General features: G+C 59.0%; 13 protein-coding genes. All 13 read right to left on the bottom strand.

Features of this window, described 5'->3' with window-relative positions:
* Positions 1–169: 169 nt before the first annotated feature.
* Complete coding sequence (locus tag GAL01_RS01965; protein ID WP_062027039.1) at positions 170–775, bottom strand: hypothetical protein; 606 nt, start codon at positions 773–775, stop codon at positions 170–172.
* Positions 772–2,214, bottom strand: a complete 1,443-nt coding sequence (locus tag GAL01_RS01960; protein ID WP_099253038.1) for a phage fiber-tail adaptor protein — start codon at positions 2,212–2,214, stop codon at positions 772–774. The genes GAL01_RS01965 and GAL01_RS01960 overlap by 4 nt, the downstream gene beginning before the upstream one ends.
* Positions 2,211–2,978, bottom strand: a complete 768-nt coding sequence (locus GAL01_RS01955; protein ID WP_062027705.1) for a C1 family peptidase — start codon at positions 2,976–2,978, stop codon at positions 2,211–2,213. Before GAL01_RS01955 ends, GAL01_RS01960 begins: the two co-directional genes overlap by 4 nt.
* 75 nt (positions 2,979–3,053) lie before the next feature.
* Positions 3,054–3,554 carry a hypothetical protein gene (locus tag GAL01_RS01950; RefSeq protein WP_062027703.1) on the bottom strand — a complete coding sequence of 167 codons (501 nt, stop codon included), beginning with the start codon at positions 3,552–3,554 and terminating at the stop codon, positions 3,054–3,056.
* Between the two features lie 83 nt (positions 3,555–3,637).
* Positions 3,638–3,973 carry a hypothetical protein gene (locus tag GAL01_RS01945; RefSeq protein ID WP_062027700.1) on the bottom strand — a complete coding sequence of 112 codons (336 nt, stop codon included), beginning with the start codon at positions 3,971–3,973 and terminating at the stop codon, positions 3,638–3,640.
* A 64-nt stretch (positions 3,974–4,037) separates the two neighbouring features.
* Positions 4,038–5,576 (bottom strand): hypothetical protein, encoded by a 1,539-nt coding sequence (locus GAL01_RS01940; protein ID WP_145995595.1) that lies wholly within the window; start codon positions 5,574–5,576, stop codon positions 4,038–4,040.
* Positions 5,576–6,079 carry a lysozyme gene (locus GAL01_RS01935; protein ID WP_062027695.1) on the bottom strand — a complete coding sequence of 168 codons (504 nt, stop codon included), beginning with the start codon at positions 6,077–6,079 and terminating at the stop codon, positions 5,576–5,578. The genes GAL01_RS01940 and GAL01_RS01935 overlap by 1 nt, the downstream gene beginning before the upstream one ends.
* 73 nt (positions 6,080–6,152) lie before the next feature.
* Complete coding sequence (locus GAL01_RS01930) at positions 6,153–8,120, bottom strand: AAA family ATPase (RefSeq protein ID WP_082790614.1); 1,968 nt, start codon at positions 8,118–8,120, stop codon at positions 6,153–6,155.
* Between the two features lie 269 nt (positions 8,121–8,389).
* A complete protein-coding gene (locus GAL01_RS01925) occupies positions 8,390–8,719 on the bottom strand; it encodes a hypothetical protein (RefSeq protein WP_062027691.1) in 330 nt (109 codons plus the stop codon).
* Between the two features lie 68 nt (positions 8,720–8,787).
* The gene (locus GAL01_RS01920) at positions 8,788–9,867 is read right to left on the bottom strand and encodes a hypothetical protein (protein ID WP_062027689.1); all 1,080 of its coding nucleotides are present in this window, start codon (positions 9,865–9,867) and stop codon (positions 8,788–8,790) included.
* Positions 9,867–10,622 (bottom strand): hypothetical protein, encoded by a 756-nt coding sequence (locus GAL01_RS01915; protein WP_062027687.1) that lies wholly within the window; start codon positions 10,620–10,622, stop codon positions 9,867–9,869. The genes GAL01_RS01920 and GAL01_RS01915 overlap by 1 nt, the downstream gene beginning before the upstream one ends.
* Positions 10,623–10,628: 6 nt before the next feature.
* Complete coding sequence (locus GAL01_RS01910; RefSeq protein WP_062027685.1) at positions 10,629–12,305, bottom strand: hypothetical protein; 1,677 nt, start codon at positions 12,303–12,305, stop codon at positions 10,629–10,631.
* 1 nt (position 12,306) lies between these two features.
* On the bottom strand, positions 12,307–17,355 hold the full coding sequence (locus tag GAL01_RS01905) for a hypothetical protein (protein ID WP_062027683.1): 5,049 nt from the start codon (positions 17,353–17,355) through the stop codon (positions 12,307–12,309).

Here is a 17,355-nt window from a genome sequence, read left to right as displayed (position 1 = left end):
GCATCTGAATTTCTTGAAGTCTGAGGAATTTGGTGGACCTGACGCAACTAGATAAAACCATATAAAACAATGTCTTATATGGTAAAACCTGCAAATTTCTCTAACGGAATATCAAGGGCCGAATCGTCCTAGTGTCAAACCTAAATTTGCTCTCGTAAGGTGGGAGAGGTCATGCACCGTGCCGCATTCCTACGAATGATCGCCCTTCATTCTGATGGCAGATCTCAGAGTATCCCGAGAGTAACGCCGTAATGTGAGCTGCCAGCGCAGATCGGCTTTTCTCAATTCGTGCGGCCACCTCCTGCCGCACAGCATCGTTTTGCCCGAGCAGTGCTCCCGCATAACCGACCTCCCGTCCAGCCTCGGCATCAGCCAAGGCAGAGAGCGGCACGAACTGCACCGGGACGTTCATCGTCTGGCCTTTCGTCCGGCTGGCATCGGCTTGCAGCCCGAAGACCGGCAGAGCTGATGATGCTGATACTGAGAACGATCCCGACTGGCTGAATGTCCCGGACAGGTCCATCGTGACCGGCCCGGCAATCATCGCCACGACCGGATCTGACGTCTGCTGGGCGCACTGAAGCGCCCGAACGTTCGCGTCGAACCGGGCGGCCTGATCCGCTGTCCATGTTTGGATACCAGACACGCTGACCACACCGGCCTTCGTCAGATCGGCCTGAACGCCGGCAATGGCCTGACTGATCGTCACAGGCGCGACCGATCCGGCCGAGCAGGCCGAGAGGGCCAGAAGCCCGCAGAAAGCCAGCGCTCTCATGCCAGAGCCTCCGTCCCGGTCGCGAAATCGCACCATACGCCCGCAGTGTTTTTATAGATCCAGCGCCCGGTACCCGCGCCCGCCGCTTCGCCTGGGCCCCGGGCATCTTTCGCCCAGGCCATCGCACTGGCGACATTCTGGGATGTACTGGCGTTGGCTTTGATGGCCGCGAGCGTGTTGCCGGTGCTGCTGGTGATCGTTGTCTTATTCTGCATGTCCAGAACTGCATCGCTCTGGAAAGCAAAATACCCGTAGACGTATCCAGCTGCGATGTCAGCTTCGTACGACGCCGTGATTTTCTGGGCAGTGATATGGGCCGTACCGCCTGGGAAATTCCCCGTGGTGTAGGCGAACCCCATGTAATCGACCCATGCAGCCCCGTTCCAGAAGAGATAGCATCCCTCCGCCGGGAATGTCTGGCCCTGAAGACCACTGGTCGCATCCGTGCAGAAGACGGCGTCCCCGACCGTGCCGCGCTTCGGCAGTTCAGCAGCCGTGCATTGCGGCACCGTGGCTGCCGGGGCGTATCCAAGCGCCGTCTTGATATTGGCCGCCGTGACATTCGCATCGGACCCCGGTGCACCAGCTGGCCCGGTTGCCCCGCTCGCCCCTGTATCGCCCTTGATGCCCTGTGGGCCAGGCACACCGGCTGCTCCTGCAGCGCCGGCTGGAAGCTCAAAGGTGGCAGGGGCGGTTGTCGTGCCGTCCGTGAGCGTGGCCGTCAGCGTCACGGTCGACGGCTGGCCCGCGACGACAGGATCCTGCGTCAGGTTGATCGCCTTGATCCCGACGCCCTGAGTCCCGCCCGAAGACAGGGCCGCAATCCACTGGCCGATGGTCTGGGCCTTGCCGTCGGACGTGACCTCCAGCCCGGAGCCATCGCCCGCATAGGTCCCGGCCGTCACGCTCTCAAAGGACGGCGTGCCCACAGGAGCCGCGTCTTCCGTCGCCATAACCACGCGGCCGTTCGACGAATATCCCGAAGGGAGCGCCTCGATGCCGGCAATCAGCACCTTGCCGTTCGTCAGAGTATCGGCCGGGAAATCACCGGGCGGGGCCGTTGCCGCCGTCAGCGGCGTGATCTGAAGCACAGCCATCACGGAATAGACGCGGCCCTGAGCGGTCGTGATCTCAAAGAGGATCTTCTGCGCCGTGTTCGGCTGCCCGCTGGCAAGGAAGGCCACGACCAGAGGTCCGGCCACGGCCGACCACATGACTTTGAGGTCATACTCCCCGCCTGTAGCTGTCGTGACGACGGCGGAGCGGATTGCGGTCAGCGTGTCGCCCGTGCCAGCCAGCAGGGTGGAGAAGTCCAGAACATAGTCCAGACAGTCGGCCGAGGCCTTTGGTGTCCACATCACCTGGGCAAACAGCTCGGTGCAGGACTGGAGCGTCACCGTCCGCAGCGGAGACGGCGTGAGATTGTGAACCGTGGTCATGCGGCCGTCACTTCCGCCAGGAGCGCGTCGAAGTCCTCACCGGTCGGAGCCGTGCCGGGAATGCCCAGCCAGTTCTCGCGCGACAGCAGGCCATAGGCTTCATCCGCGATCCGCGTGAAGGTTCCCCACGGCATGAAGGTCCGCGTGCCCCAGGTGTTGAAGAACACGCCGTCCGGGTTGTAGCCGACAAGCGCGATGGCATGGCCCCCGGCAGGCGTATGGTCGGAGATGGCATTCCAGTCCCAGGTTTCACCGAGACCCAGATCGAGGAAGCCTTGCGGCACCTGCACCCCGGCCAGCACGCCGCCCAGATAGGCAATGGCACGGCGGATGCCCACGACGTCCGTGGGCACAATCGAGCCATAGGCGGTCAGGTAATCGCGCGTCTGTCCCGGCCGGAGCAGGCCGTCACGGCGCCAGGCGTTGAGTTCGTCCAGCAGGATGGTGCCGTCATCATTGGCCCCGGTGGCCGGATCGAAGCCTGTCAGCGCCGCATAGTTGTCCAGCACGGTTTCGGTCGAGAGCATCACAAGGCTCTGCGCAGCCTTCGTCCAGGTCGCCACCAGGGCGGCGTGAGCGGCGAAAGCGCAGCAGCCGAAACGGTCATTGCCCCACATCTGATAGGGCACGTTCTGCGACCAGTCCTGCGCGGCGGGCACGGCCGGCAGGCGCACGGCCAGCACCCGGCCGAGGCGGTAGGTGCGCGAATCATGTTTCGGGGCGCGCTTGCCCAGGCAGCGTCCGCCGACAAAAGGTGCACTCATGTGCGAGATCTCCGGAAACAAAAAAGAGGGGAGCAGCCGAAGCCGCTCCCCTTTTTCCCGACGTCGGGAATATGGTCAGACGCCCTGATAGATCCGGGCGCGGACCAGCTCCGGCGACTGGAGAGGCGCGGCATAGGGCGTAGCCGTTACACCGGCCAGCGCCTCAACCAGCGGAATCATCGCCTGGACGGTCTGCATGTAGGTCGCGGCCGAGGGCGAGTAGACCTTCACGATCGGGGTCGCGATCGCCAGCAGGGTTTCGAGATCCGTGCCGAGGCTCTTCGCCCAGTCCTTGCCGGTCGCCACCGTAATCGAGCCGTTCGAGTTGGCCGCGACCTGTGCCGTCACGCTGCGGATCTGTGCGACGAGGTTGTCGAACTTCGCCTTCTCGGAGGCGGAGAGATGGCTTTCCAGTTCGGGGATGCCCTCGATCGCCTGGACGGCATAGGCGATGGCCGTGGCGTCATTGTTGAGCGCTGCCGTGTTGAAGCTGGCCGTGTTGGCGGTCGTGGTGCAGGCCGCCGTGGAGCCGAGAAGAAGGGCACCAAGGCTGAAGGCGAGAAAGCGATTGCGCATGAAGTCTCCGGACATAAAAAAACCGCCTCGGAGGGCGGCGGAAGAAAGAGCGGTCTGACAGGCGGGAGCCTGCCTCCTTCGGGTCAGGCGGTCGGTTTGGGAGGCGCGCCTGCCTTGGGATGGGTGGAGGCCGGATCGAGGCCCAGCTTGGCGGCTTCGATCGTGCGGCTGGCTTCGGCCGGGATCATCAGGGCCTTGGCATCGGGCTGATAGGCGTTCGTGTTCCATCCTTTCGACTGCGCCAGGCTGGAAACGATCTTGTAGAGCAGCGCCAGCCTGCTGCCGGCCGCAGGCGGTTTCCAGAAGCGCATGGCCAGCGCGGCCGCCGCGATCAGGAAGGTGAGGATCGAGACGATATCCCCCGCATACCGCGCAGGCAGGTACGGCAGGACCGTCTGGAACAGGGTTGTCCAGTCCATTTCAGTTCTCCAGACATGAAAAAACCGCCCGGAGGCGGCTGTTCTAAAAGATATGTTCTGTCGCTTACTGAAGAGCGGGCCCGAGTGTCATCGGATACCAGTGCCCATTTTCGTAAACGACAGGCACATGGTCATCGCTGTCATTGAGGATTGTCCCCTCAATCGGATTGGCGACGCCCAGGATCTGCGCTTTCGTCAGTTCCTGAATGCTGGTGACACCATTGAGTTTAATTCGAGAGGCGGTGATCTGGAGAGTACCGCCATCATCTGCCCCCGAAGTGCCACCATCAGATCTGATCTGAGCATCAAAATGGTTCGTCGTCCCCCCGGAGTGTAGGTTGATACTGGTGGACTGCGCTGTCTTCGTGGAGCCAAGGTTTAGCTCAGTGAGAGGTGTGGTCGTATCGTCATTCACGTTGACCACGCCTGTCGCCATGGCGTCCACATGAACCAATCCCGATGCGGTATAAATCCGAGAGGATTTCGTGAGCGTTCCCGCTGCTGTGGACTTCTGATTATACCATGCGATTTCCTGCTGGCCGCCCTCGCTCGTGCCACTATCCAGCATGGCAATGCACGAGTTGAAAAATACGGCATTAGAGCAATCCACCCCATAGGTGTGCCCGTAATACATCCGGAGCGACGCCACTGATGTGCTTGAGGCATCTAGAAAGCCGGTATCGCGCACAGAGTTCCCCTGCACCATATACCCCACATTAAACAGGGGGGACGTGGCAAACGGATTGGCCGCCACCACAAAGGCCGGACTTCCCACGTGATTACTGAGTTGCAGGCCAGTGACCCAAACGCCTGTGTTACCGGGGCATTTCGGATCGGACCAACTGTCAACGGCGGTGTCACAGGTTGCCGCGCGGTTCATGTCTATTTCCATCCCCGCGATGCCCGCTGTGCCGGGGCCTTGCGTCAGGACAATATTCTGCCCCCACAGCGCAGAGTTCGGACTGTCCTGTAGGCCGCCAAGGGCCTGGATGACCTGATACTTCTGGGTGTCAGTCGATTTGTCCTCGTTCACAACACCGATCATCTGTCCCACGACAGCGGGACTGTCGGTGGTGGCCTGAACTGCAATGCATTGTGCCGACGGAGACGTCGTGCCCATCGTGCCCGGGCACATCATCGAAGGGACCGGAACCCGAAGACGCTCTGTCGAGGACGCTGGGTTTATGCCCGAATAGTCGAAGTTTGCCACTCCAGTTGATTGGACAACGCTGTGGGCGTCCAGCGCGGCAACGCCAAGAGGAGATCCGATATCAGACATCTGCAGCGGGCCACTGGTAATGGCCCGTTGATTGATGACTGGATTTTGGAGGTGGCCGTTCTGGGTATCAGCCTTTTTTCCCAGCCATGCAGCAACCGAATTGTCATTTCCGGCCGAAAGAACGAGATCTCTGATGCTCCCCGTCTGGGTAACGGATTTCCAGAGCGGCATGCTTTGTCCAAAGGCTGAAGGCACAGCCAGAAACGTCCATGCGACGATAAGAGGAAATACCCGCATTTTCATTGCTCCGGTCATGTCGCACCGTGAGGAGAGTTCTCCTGTACCGATGGCGGATTTTCGGAGCAGTGTAAAACTCTGGACCATCAGACGTTTCCATTCTTCAGTGTCAGGGGCATGCCGGGGCCAAGAAAAAGCGCCCGCTCACGGGCACGGCGATTTTTCAGGCCAGCCAGCTCGACCAGATGGCCGCGCATGGTGGCCTTGTCCCAGCGCAGCAGCTCGTCAGCCGCGCCGGCATAATCTCCGGCATTCAGCTTGCGCAGCAGGGTCGAGCTTTCGACGGCGGGTGTCCCGACATTGTACTGCCAGGACAGCAGGGCCGCGCGCTGGACGTCCGACAGCGCCACCCGGACCAGACGGGAGAGCGCCGCATCCAGCGCTGTCACGGTCCGGAGCAGGAGACTGCTGGCGGCTGCCTCATCAATGGAAGCGGTCCGGGCCGTGACGGGCTGTCCGTTGGCCAGCCACCGGCTGCCATACCCGATCGTCCAGTACCCGGCCGGGCAGACATAGGGCGATGCGCAAAAGCCCTCGAACCCCGGCCGCCGCAGCAGCGCCGTCGCCAGAGTGATGGCGGTTTCATGCATGGGGATTTTCCATAAAAAAAGCCGCCCGGTTAGGGCGGCTTGGGTAGGGAGACCGGGTCAATAGTGTCCGAGTTCAAGGATTTGCTTCGGAAAGTGTTCTGAAAGCCTCAGCCAGTGGTTTTGGGCACAAGTCAGGGCAATCTTCTAGGACTTGGTCGATTACGGCAAGTGCCAGCTTACCCTTTTGCATAGTAAATTGTTTCAGCGAAGGAAACGCTGTAGAGAGCGCTTCTTCCATCTTATGGCCGTTGCTTTGACAGAATGCCTCATCCGTCATGATAATTAGATCATTAACAAACTTTACCGGAACTTTCTCCTCCGAAGCCCCGGCTGGGTATTTAAGTTTCGATTGGACGGCGTCCGCTATCTCTTGAAGACGGGTGGATTTAAGGCGATCAATACCTACGAAAGGTGGTAAGTTTTCAGAAGGAGGTTTTCTATTTCGGATCAACAGCAATCCAATCAGTAATGGGTGTAAAATTACATTGTCAAATGCATAGTGAGTTCCTTGAGCTAAGATGTGGATTCGGCCACTGGGCGTTCTATCCCCATCCCAATCAAGTAAACCGAAGGTAGAAAGACTGCCGAAGTCAGCCAATCCGCTGACGACTTTTCCGACAGCCGCGCAACCAGTGCCTTGCTCGATTCCTTGTTTGTTTTTAATTCCGGTCGATAGAAAATTAAGGGATCGACGAAGCTGTAGTTTAGCTTTCATAAGCGTGTGGAGCCGATCATAAGCCTCGGCATCGACGTCAGCTTCGACGAAAATTTGCCGACGCTGCGTAAAATCTACCTCCATGGATGGTAGTCCGACCGTTAATTTGTTCAACGCTTCGCGCGTGGAGATCTTCGATAATGGAATATTTTCGCGACGCATCTCAAATAAGGCTTCTTCCGGTGCTAAAGCCACAGTTACCGGAGAGTGTGTCGTCATAATACACGGAATCCCCATCTTCCCGACAACTTTGTCTTGTATCGTCTTTATCCACTGATGAAGAACTGCGGGATGTAGCGATGCATCAATTTCATCTAGTAAAAGCAATGGAGGCTTTTGAATAATAACTCTGGAAGAATCAATATTAAGCATCGAAATAGATAGGAGGACCAGCACTTTCTCTCCCGCGGAAAGTGAAGAGAATTCAACATGCGTGCCCTCTTCGTCTAAGCGCTCGAAATACAAAACAACTGGATCAATTTTTCTTACGCCTGGCGGCGCACAACGGTAATTGAGATCAAACAGCTTCATGCTAGCGGATATCTGCTCCCATGGCGGAATTCCAAATTTATTTTGAAATTCACTGTCGGTAAGCCAGTCATTGCTAGCAGGACGCCCTCCTTGAGGGGATTTTTTAATATTTTCAATATATTCATTACGATATCCATAAAATAATTTTGTAAGTTTGTAATGAAATATATTTTGTATTCCCCAAGACCCAAATCCAATGACATCATCAAAACTCAAAAACCTGGCTTCTATGCCAGAATTATTGGTTACTCTATGTATTTGGTTTTGAATTTTTCTTAATTCTAGTTTATTGCTATGACTAAAAAGGGAACTATTAAAAGAAGACAATATTGTTTCAATATTATTTTTTATTATTTCATCAATTTCAGAACCCCCTAAAGCTAGAATAATTTCTTCTATTGGCTTTTTTGTAATTTCTAATGTAGACAAATCTCTATATTTTGTATTAATGAATATATTTTTTACATCATTATCTATTTTCTTTATTGCTTCGTTTCGGTTTTTCTCAAAATTATCCTTTAAAAGACCGTTGTCTTCTATGTTTTTTTCTATATATAAATCCGAGTCAAGTTTTAATGACGTATTCGTAAGTATAACTGCGCTTGGATTTTCTTGAGATAGTCTTCCTAACATCTCAGGCGCAAGCGCATCACAGTCAACTTTACGGGATTTAATTGCTTCTAATAGCTGTGATTTTCCTGTTCCGTTCAAGCCAATAATTACCGTAAAATTAGGCAATTCAATACTGTCGAAAGCAGGAATTGATTTGTAATTATTGGAAAGCGAGATGCGCATGGGGGGATCCTGATTGAACGTTCCTGCTCTATCAATGATAGAAAAGCAGGCATCTAAGGCGAAATGAATTATAGTCACCTCTCTGCCGCACTAAATCAAGGATTTCGATGGTCTATTGGTTGTTCCTATATATTTGAATGATAATATCTAAATATATGTTTGCTTACACGAAAATTATCAGATTGAAGGCGAAATACTACTTAGTAAATTTATATTTTTTGAAAAAAAATTAAATACTGATCCTTTTATTTGCTCTGCTGTTTTCAATTTTACTTCCCGATCGATACAACCAGATGAACGACTCCCGATCCAAGGATTGAGGTCAGCAGGGTGATGGCGGCCGTGACGACGGAGCGGGCACCGAACAGGCGGTCCAGCTTCGTGTTGATCTGCTTGTTCGCCGTTTCCATTTTCGTCTCCAGACTGGCGATCTGGTTGCGGAGAGAGGCAATCTCCGTGCGGACTTCACTGCGCAGGGTGTCGTGCTTGTCGTTCAGTCCGTCTGCATAGGTTTCGAGCTTGAGCGTACGATCCTGAAGGGTGCGGATTTCAGCCCGCAGGCTAGCGAAAATGTCTTCGGGAGTCTGAGAGACAGGCATCGTTTTTCCATAAAAAAAGCCACCTTGAAGGCGGCTGACAGAAGAATGCGGAGCGGCAGGGCGGCTGGTTACTTCGGACCCTTGGCGATGTAGGTGATGTCCGTCGTCCCGCCATTGTTGATGTGCAGCGAGAAGCCGTTCTTGTCCGGCGCATAGGCGTGACAGTTCACGTCACCATCCCCGAAATTCTGGGCCATGACCTTCGGCGTATCCGAAAACGGCACCGCGAAGGTCACGCGACCACCGGCGGACACGCTTGTCGCGACGTCCATGACGATTTTCTGCCCCGGATCCGTGGGCAGGTCTTCCGTGAAGGCGAAGCCATGCCCGTTCCAGTTGATGGACTGGGAGCTGACACTGAGCACAGGCGCAGTCCCGGAGTAGATAACGAAATTCCCGTCGTCCTGGTATTGAGCGCGCATGGCACCATAAAGGACCGTCAGGCGGGTCGCCGTCCCATCGGTAATATTGAGCTTGGTGCCGTTCGCAGTATTTGCCGCTGCAAGCGCGGAGTTTGCTGTTCCCTGGGCAGAGTTGGCGGATGACATCGCTGTATTGAGCTGAATCGTGGTTGCATAGTTCTGCCCAACCCAGGACTGGAACGCCACATTCCCGAGATCCGTTTTGTCCACCGCAAGGCCAAGGCCTGACCCATCCGTGCGCCAGCCGGCATAAATCTGATTCGTGCCGAAATTGGCGAAATTCCAGCCCTGTTTGACGAACTGGTTTTTGGCATCCACGGCTCCGACAGCCTGATTACTGCTCCAGTCTGAAACCTGCGGGACCAGCAGTTCAGAAAGCACGGTCAGCGATTTGAGGCTCGCCGCGCCGTTCTCATCCAGCTGGACCAGAAACTCGGCCGGGATCTCGTTATAGACCTGCACCCCTCCGGAGAAGCGGAGGAGGTCCGTGGTGTTCTGCGTGTTGCCGATCACCCGGCTGCGGGCCAGCGTGCAGGGATTGCCGATCGTCAGCGTCCCCACGCCCCATTCCGCCTGCGTCCCGTCATCCGCGAAATAGAAGACCCGGCCGCCGTTTGGAAATGCCTGGGAGAACGCCCTGCGATCCGCGACCGCGCCGTTCAGCACGAAGTCCCCGACGCCCGGACTGCTGGCGGTCTCCAGAACAAAATTGGCCAGCATGGTCATTACAGTCGCTCCGTCTGGGTGAAGGTCCAGCTCCGCCGATCGGCGGGGCCGTAAGGATTGCCGATGTCGCCGCCGCTCAGACGCCCGAAGATCGCCTCCTCCTGCGAGGCCGCCGCCGGATCCGGAAGGAAGAGAATATTCTCCCCGACCGCCGCGACCCGCTGGATCTCCCGCAAGGTTGCGGTCTCGGCCGCGCCATAGGACTGATGCGCAATCGAGGCCTTTCGCTGGATCCAGCGCATCTGCGGAAATTCCGCGCCAGACAGCGCCGTTACTTCATCGACGCCAAGATTGAAGCCCGAGCTGCTGTCGGTGGAGAAGTTGCGGACCGGCTGCCAGAGCGGCCCGACATAGGCCAGCGGGACCGAGAGATACCCGTCCGGATTGCCCGGATCCGCGATCGTGATCGCCACGACGTCACATTGCAGCTCGGCCGGCAGAACGCAGACCGCCTGACCCGCCACGATCGCCATGGGCTGGGTTGCATCATGCAGGACGTTGCCGGCGCTGCTGACGACGATCCGCCAGCTGGCCTGCGCCGTCAGGTTGGTGCGATGCACCGAGACGACCCGCACGCCCCCGCGCTGCGACAGCGCCACCGTCAGGGTCGCTGTCGTGGCGTCCGCCCGCCAGGCATAGGCCGGATTGCCCTGCGGGGAGGTCAGGTTCGTGACAGGCAGCGTTGCGGCGGCGCTGTCGGTCGACAGGACAGCGGAGAGCACGGCGTTCTGATAGCCAAGTCCACAGTTTTCCATGAAGTCTCACATAATATCTGGCCCGAAATCACCGCCGTCCACGTCTTGCGGGACGGTCCACAGGGTCAGGATCTGAAGGGTTGCCGTCGCATCGCCGCCCCGGACATGCTCCGCGACAACCACGCCCAGGCATGCATAGGACAGCCCTGGAATGGGAGCCTGAATCAAGACGGTATCGCCAAGGTCGACCTGCCAGCTCAGTTCCACCGGAATGGTGATGGCCCAGAGGGTGCGATAGGCACCCCAGAGCTGGCCATGTGAATTTGCGACGGTCTGGGCGTCTTCCGCGGATGCCAGGGCCGTGACGACCGGCGTCGGATCGTTCGGAACCCGCCAGCGCGTCCGCAGGGTCGCATCGGACCAGACGGCATTGCGATCGGCTGCGGCGATCAGGGCCTGCCGGTCGGCCGGGGCCTGCGGGTGCAGACCCGATCCGGCCGTCTGGACCGTGAAATTATGCTGCCACCCCATGCGCCAGCGCCATGTCGGAGGATTGAGCGAGGCATCCAGAGACACGGACTGGATGTCGGTGATGACAGTCGCATCCAGCGTCAGGGTCGAGGCGGTCAGGTCATCGACCGCTTCCAGCAGGACAGGCCGCAGCGTGCCCGACCGGGTTGGCACGATCGAAAGCGCCAGCCCCGAGAGCAGCGTCCGGACGACGTCCTGTCCCGTGACCGTTTCTGTTCCATCCCAGAACCACCCTGCCCGCCAGGGGGCCAGCGGGCTCTGCGCTGGCCACTGGACGTCGATGTAGGATTCCGGAAGAACGAAGTCCTCCAGGAGCATCGTGCGCAGGATGTCCAGGACGTTCTGCGGCGCGGCTCCGGAGGGGAACGACCCGACTGCGTCCACGGTGATGCCATAGACAGGACGTGTTCCCAGCCGGATCCATGTGCCGGTTCCCCCTCTCTGGATCTGGTAGGTTCCAGGAGCAGGAGACTGGGCATAGAGATCTGAGACCAGACCACCGAAGGCGATGCCACCCGCAAAGCCGCCCTCATAGAGCGCGGAAATCTCGGCCGGCGCATCGCTGACCTGATAGACGTAATTGACCGCATCAATCAGGACGGGTGTGATGTTGCACGCCGTCCCCCGCAGGGTCGGCATGACGCGGCCGGAGACGTTGGCATCTCCGTCCAGACGGCCCGTGCCTCCATAGATCCGACCTGCCATGGTGACATCGAGCCAGGACAGCGCCCCGAGCAGGGGCACGGTCAGGGTGCGACGTCCGGGCTGCCAGAGCGTGCCCAGACCCGCAAAGACCGGCTGAAGATCCGAGCGCTTCGGATCCTGCCAGATCCCCCGGTCCCGGTCGAAAATCTTACGCCCGCTCAGGATCCGGATGGGCAGATGGTCATTCGTGCGGCTGGCCACGAGCGTGTCGAGGGAGCCATCATTGATCAGCGTGACCGAGCCGAATGACGACGTGCCCCCGAGGGCGTCCGAGGTCAGGGAAATGCCGCGGTCCAGATCGAACGCCTGGGTGACGATCGGGACATAGGGAACATGGTTTTCATCGACGTAACCCATATCGGAGAAGCGCAGGGTCTCGATCGTCTCCAGAGACCCCGCACTCCGCCGCAGCGTTCCGCGTGGCCGGCTGCCATGGGCCGGAAGGTCATCGACCTGGACAGCCAGGGTATCGACCAGGTCGATCTCGACTGCCCGGATCACTGTCATGTCATGCTGCCTTTCCGGTGGTGGATTTCATGCTCTGCATGCGGATTTCGCTCAACACCTTTCCAGTCAGATCGACCATTTGGTCCATCGTGGCCTTGAGCGTATCGGTCGAGGACTTCATCAGCTCCTTCATGGCGGAGGCCGTCAGGCTGTCCGTGCTGATGTTGCCAAGACTGCGCATTGCCTGAAGGACTCTGTCATAGTCATTGGCATAGGCCGTGCCCGACCCGTTGAAGGTCTTGCTCTGCGCCAGCAGGGTCTGCATGTCGCCCTGCATCGCCTGAAGCGCCGTGAAGCTGCCGCCCTGGGCTGCCGTCAGATCGGTCGTGAAGTTGTCATTCGCGACCTTGTACTGATCGGCGGCCGACAGCGGAGAGGCATCCGACGTGGCCAGACCCGCGCCATAGGTCTCCAGGCTGGACATGACGCTTTCAGCGCTTTGCAGCGCCTGGTCATTGTACTGTTGCTGGATCTTCAGGCGCTCGGCCGAGAGCGTCTTTTCCAGGTCGGCCGACTGGCTGATATATTCCTTCTGGGACGTGTAGGCGTCCCCGAGGAAGTTCTTCCAGTCGTCCGCCAGCTGCTGGCGCTGCTGGTCCGCGCTGACGTCGAAGTTCGTCAGCGCGGCCCCTTCATCATCGCCCGTGGCCGTCTGGTACCGCGCCTGGACCGACAGATCGCTCTGCCGCAGCGTGTCCAGCTGGGAGGCAAAGCCCTGGTCGTAAAGCGACTGGTACTTCGCATTCAGCTGGGTGCCGTCCAGCCCGTACTGACTGGCCTGCGAGGCGGCTGCCTCATAGGTCTGTTTCAGCGCGGCCATCTGATCCACCCAGGACTGCTGCCCCGAGACCGTGGCCTTGAGCAGCCCCGGCATCGTCGTGTCGACGAAGGTCGTGATGGTGGAGATCTGGGTCTGGAGATCCGACGTCGACAGCGACTTGCCATCAAGCGCCGTGTCCAGAGCCGTTTTCAGGTCCCCGGTGGCCTTGGTGAAACTGCCGACCGTGACCGTACCGTCCGAATTGAACTTCGAGACGGCAACGCCCAGCTGGTCGACCGTGTCGGCCATGGTCTTCAGGTTGGCGATCGCCGTTGCATAATCCGAGACGGATGTTGCATCGCTCGGCAGCCCCTGTTGCAGGGCCTGCTGGAACGTGGCGTCCGACGTGCTGTAGGTCGCCTGTTTCAGCAGATCCGTGAGCGAGACGGACTGGAGGGACTTGTCCTTGTTGTTCTTGTCATCGCGGACCGTGCCCAGTAGCCCGCCATTGCCGCCGCCGATCGTGACCCCGTCCGTGGACAGGACCTTGTTGAACGATGCGATGTCGGATTTGAGCTGCTCCGTGATCTGATCGGTCTGGGCCTGGTTCCAGGTCTTGCCAAGCGACAGCGAGCCTCCCGTCGTCATGACCTGGTCGATCGTGTACGGGTTTTTCTTGTGCCCGAAGAGGCCGCCCAGAAGACCGCCCAGACCGCCGCCGATCAGACCGCCCAGCATGGTGCCGACCACCGGAATGAACGATCCGGCTGCAGCGCCTGCTGCAGCTCCGCCGCCGCTTCCGATCATGCCGTTGGTCTTTGTCCCGCCGCCGATGCCGGACAGGGCCGAGCCGAGCCCGAAGCCCCCACCAATCCCGCTCAGGAGGTTGCCCACCGTGGCCGTGCCAAACAGGTTGGTCTTGAGGCCGGAGGACAGCCAGGACGTGGAACCGCCAAGGACAGATGAAGATGCTCCCCCCGAAGAGAAATTCTCAATGGTGGTCCCCGCTCCGCCGAAAGGATCACTCCCGATGCTTCCGCTCCCGAAGCTACCGGATGACGATGCCCCGGAAAGCACAGAAGAAATATCCCCCAGTGTCGTCCGGCTCTGACCGTCAATCGCATTCAGCAGCGGATTGATCAGCGCCAGCTTGGCCACCATGGAGATGATCTGGGTTTCCAGTCCCTGCATGACGGACTTGAAGGTCACGCCGCCATTCGAGGCATCGACGAAAGCCTGGGTGACATCGCTCGACAGCGTGTCCGCCATCGACGAAATATCTCCCGTCAGCTCCTGCAAGGTCTCCTGCTGATGCTGATACTCTGCCGAGGCCTCTGCGACACGGCCGGTCAGATCAATATAATCCTGCGCTTCCTGCGGTAGAACGTCGCCATACTGCCGGTGCTTTTCCAGCTCCGCCTGCATGACGGCCAGATTGACCTGACGTTGCTCCGCATTCTGTCCGATCGAGGCCGTCTCGGCCTGGATCATATCCAGATTGTCCGACAGTCCGGCATTCTGCTGAAGCTGCTGGGTCTTTATCTGGGCAGCCGTGCTGGCATCGAGCGCAGCCGTCCGCTTTGCCACCGCAGCGGCAAATTCAGGCGACGTCGTGCTGAAGTCGTTCTGGGCTTCCGTGTAAGCCTGCTGGTAATTCGTGGCATGCTGAAGAGCCACGGCAGATCCGCCCGCAGCGTCGGCAATGGCCGCCTGAGACCGCGCCTGACGTTCGGCCGAAACCGTTCCGTCATCATAGGCGGCCGCAAGCTGCCTCTGCTTGGCCGCCATGGCAGCCGTCAGGGCCTGCTGGTCCGTTCCGGTACCGCGCGTCGTCTGATCGAACTGCGCCACGACCTCAGCCATGCTGCGCCAATAACCCGTCTGGGCTTTCAGTGGATCGAGACTGTCCGTCAGCCCCTGAGTGATTTTCTCCTGCGGGCTCAGTGTGTCGGCCAGCGCCACCCTGGCCGTGGTGATGCGCTCCTGGGTTTCCTGCCAGGCTTCGGAACCCGCTTTCTGGGTCGTCTGGAGCTTCTGCTGCGCCTCGATATAGGCTTCGATCCCGGCCCGCTGCTCCGACCAGCTGCTGGACGAATAGCCACCGGCTACATCGGCCGCGCCTCCTGCGACAGAGCGGGTGTTGTCGATGACCGCAGCGGATGTGGCGTGCTGGACCGCCGCAGCAGATCCGGACACCCCGCCTGCGTGATCAACATACTGGTGACCACCGCTCTCATGACCGATGACGCCCTTGAAGAGATTGACCAGACGGGAGGACAGGCCCAGGCGGGACGTTTCCGTGTCGATCAGGCTGGACGTGTCAGAAGGCAGCGTGTTGATGTCGTAGCCATAGACAGAGGAATTATAGGATTTCTGGCCGGAGCTTCCGACCTTGTTCCCGCTGTAATAGGCGAGCGTGTTATCCCAGTTTCCACCTGCACGGGTGTTTGCTTCCTGGAAAATCTTGATCGCCGCATCGATGTTTCCCTGCGGCGTGCTGACGTCATATCCGGAGGAATAGCGGGGATCGACCTGACCCAGTCCGTAGTGATGATTTCCGCCGGCATAATTGTCCAGAAGCTGCTTGCCGGCGAGACCATCTGTCGTGGGCCTCGTGGTCGTCGGGATCAGTTTGATCAGATCCGTCAGCCATTCCAGCAGGCGGCCGCCCATGCCTGTCACCAGATCACTGATGGCATGGGTGACGGGCGAGGCCGCTTTCTCCAGGTTCTCCAGAGACCGCTGGAACGGCGTCAGGCCCTGATCATAGGCATCTTTCGACGCATCCCGGATCTTGCCGATGACCAGCGCGTAAGCCACACCCTGCTGCCCACTGGCCTGAAGGTTTTTGACCTGCTCGACCAGGGCGGCATCCACCCCAGGAAGGTGCTGCTTGTACAGCGCCTCGATCTCGGCTGTCGGATCGACCATGGCGGTCTGAACCGCCTTGAGGCCGTCCTCCAGACTGCCGAAGATGGCTCCGGCATCGCGCGCAATCCCGGATAGCGTCGAAATATCCGTGCTCGACCCGGTGAAATTATACGTTCCGCCGATCGTGGTCGCAGCGGTACGGGCGGAGCTTTCATCCCATCCCGGCATGGCCTTGAGGCTGTCAGAGGCAGACATGATGGCGCCAGCCATATGCTGGGCATCGTCTCGCGTGGCCTTGAGCTGCGTCGAGAGTTTGGCAAGACGGGACTGCTCTTCCTCGGCCATGGACCCCATTTTATACAGACCCGCACCAACAGCTGCCGCTGCCGCGACATACCCTGCTGGCCCCGTCATGGCATTAACCGCCAGATCGACAGACTTGCGAAACCCACCCAGGACACCCACGGCGTTCGGCACTTCATAAAATGCGGCCTGAAGCGGATTGCCGCCTGAGAGGACCATGTCCAGAAACTTGTGAGCTTCATCCATCAGGATGTTGAGCTGGTAGCTTTCCAGCTTGGCGGCATTGCTGTTGTTCCTGTGTCCCTCGGCTTCCTGATCAAGCGCATCCCGCAGACGTCTGGCATCATTCAGGCGCTGGGAAGTCGTGTCGACTTTTGCCTGCTGGCTGGACACGCCGGCATCGGCATCAGACTGCGACATGCCGTCAGCGACGGCATCTGCGGCCTGAACCCGCATCTGCTCAAGCCGGTCCTGCTCTTTTTGCAACCGGAGCGTCAGGCTTGCGACTTCATCGCCAGCCGCAGCCGACATCTGAAGGAAGGATTTCAGGGATCCCGTCATGCTGCCCTGTAAACCACCGGCCACACCCTTCTGGGCCTGATCCAGAGACATCAGCGCATCACGCATGCCCAGTGTGGCCGCGCTGCCCTGTCCCAGCTCGCCATTCCATGCGGCCTGCGCATCCGCCGCCGCTTTCTGGCGCTGCGTCAGGTCTGCGATCTGATCACGGGTCTTGCCCAGGGTATCCTGAACTTCGGACAGCCTGGACGTGATGGCAGTAGTGTCTGCGCCCGCAGCAGAGGAACGGTCGAGATCTTCCTGAAGGGCCTTTTCCTCCTGACGGAGGCCTGTGACGGCGCGTCGGAGCGTGGAAAGGCTTTTGACCCCGGACTGTGCCGTATCTTCCAGAGCAGACGAGGCCGTGTCCGCCGTCTTCGCGACGGCCTCCACTGCTTCCTGGGCAGCGGTCCCGATGCCGGAAAGGGAGTCCGCAACAGAGTCACTTTTCTCCTGGAGCGCATCGAGGTTTTTACCTGCGCTTTCTGCCCCCGCCGCAGTGTTATCCTCAACGCTGACATCGTTGACGATCTTGTTGATCTGCGTGAGGGTCGCCAT

It is taken from the genome of Gluconobacter albidus (genome assembly GCF_002723915.1).
Taxonomy (GTDB): domain Bacteria; phylum Pseudomonadota; class Alphaproteobacteria; order Acetobacterales; family Acetobacteraceae; genus Gluconobacter; species Gluconobacter albidus.
Note: the sequence above shows the minus strand (reverse complement) of the source record. Positions and strands in the feature narration are given on the sequence as shown.